Origin of the sequence: Streptomyces sp. NPDC002785 (genome assembly GCF_040295565.1) — a bacterium.
In the GTDB taxonomy this organism is placed as follows: Bacteria; Actinomycetota; Actinomycetes; order Streptomycetales; family Streptomycetaceae; genus Streptomyces.
The window spans coordinates 1-1,331 of sequence record NZ_JBEOVN010000435.1; the positions used below are offsets into that span (position 1 = coordinate 1).

General features: G+C 66.6%; 2 protein-coding genes. Both read left to right on the forward strand.

Annotated elements, in window-relative coordinates:
* Positions 1 to 145: 145 nt before the first annotated feature.
* A complete protein-coding gene (locus tag ABTZ94_RS37580) occupies positions 146 to 1,018 on the forward strand; it encodes a helix-turn-helix domain-containing protein (RefSeq protein ID WP_351207963.1) in 873 nt (290 codons plus the stop codon).
* Positions 1,015 to 1,272, forward strand: a complete 258-nt coding sequence (locus ABTZ94_RS37585; RefSeq protein WP_351207965.1) for a DUF397 domain-containing protein — start codon at positions 1,015 to 1,017, stop codon at positions 1,270 to 1,272. Before ABTZ94_RS37580 ends, ABTZ94_RS37585 begins: the two co-directional genes overlap by 4 nt.
* Positions 1,273 to 1,331: the final 59 nt, after the last annotated feature.

Below are 1,331 nucleotides of genomic sequence, written 5' to 3' on the forward strand. Positions count from 1 at the left end.
TGAGGCGGACGGGGAGTGGTGGATTGCTGGTCATGGCTCCACGTTGCCGTTTGGTGGCGTAGCGTGACCAGGGGTGACGCGCCGTCGCGGGCTGGCTGTACGTGGCGTGCGTCCGGCTTGTACGTACGTGGGACAGGCGGTGGCGATGACGCAGGACGAGACGGGTACGGGGACGGGGACGGATGGCGGTTCCGATTCCGGGCAGCGGCCGGAGGACGAACCGGGTTCGGGTGTGATGACCGCGTTCGGGCGGCAGTTGAAGCTGCTACGGATGCGGGCGGGGCTGGACCGGGCGGAGTTCGGGAAGCGGGTGGGGTACGCGGCGCAGTCCGTTGCGTCGTTCGAGCAGGGGCGGCGGATTCCCCAGCCCGCGTTCATCGACAAGGCGGACGCGGTGCTGGAGGCCGGGGGCTTGTTGCTGGCGTTGAAGGAGGAGGTTGTGCGTGCGCAGTATCCGCCGTTCTTCCGGGACATGGCGCGGCTGGAGGCGAAGGCCATGGCGCTGTCGGTGTATGGCGTTTATGCGATCCCCGGTCTGTTACAGACAGCCGAGTACGCGCGTGCTGTCTTCCAGATGCGGCGTCCGCTGCTCGACGATGATGCGATCGAGCGTGGGCTGTCGGGTCGGTTGGCGCGGCAAGAGATCTACGACCGGCACCCGGCGCCGTTGCTGAGCTTCATCATCGATGAGGAGGTGCTCCGGCGTCCCGTCGGCGGTCGGGCAGTCCTGTTTGGTCAGCTGGAACAGCTACTGCTCATCGGCCAGAAGCGTAACGTTGAGGTTCAGGTGATGCCGACCGATAGGGAGGACCACGGGGCGCTGGGCGGGCCGTTCACCCTCATTGACACAGCGCAGGGGCAGCGCATCGCTTACGCCGAAGCGCAAGGTGACAGCCGTCTGTACACGGGCCAAGCAAAGGTCCGCCAGCTCGAAGCCCGCTATGGGATCATCCGATCGCAGGCGCTCACTCCGCGTGAGTCTTCGGAGTTTGTTCAGAAACTATTGGGAGAGAAATGACCGTTCGACGCCCTGAACCGACTGCGCCAGAGTTGGAGTGGTTCAAGAGCAGTTACAGCACCGGCGATGGCGGCGAGTGCGTGGAGGTCGCCTGGCGCAAGAGCAGCCACAGCGGGGCTGAAGGCGGCGAGTGCGTGGAGGTTGCTGCCGCTGCCACGCACGTACACATCCGCGACTCGAAGCAGCTCAGCGGCCCCATGCTGACCGTTGGGCCAGGCGCGTGGGCCGGATTCATCGGCCTCGTCGCCGGCTGAGGTACACACCGCCAGGAGGGTCCCGCCACGCCGCACGGGCGTAACGGCGGGACCCTCCC

Bases quoted from the DNA above. Each gene is read 5' to 3' on its own strand.
- ABTZ94_RS37580 (WP_351207963.1), top strand. From the start codon at position 146: ATGACGCAGGACGAGACGGGTACGGGGACGGGGACGGATGGCGGTTCC.
- ABTZ94_RS37585 (WP_351207965.1), top strand. From the start codon at position 1,015: ATGACCGTTCGACGCCCTGAACCGACTGCGCCAGAGTTGGAGTGGTTC.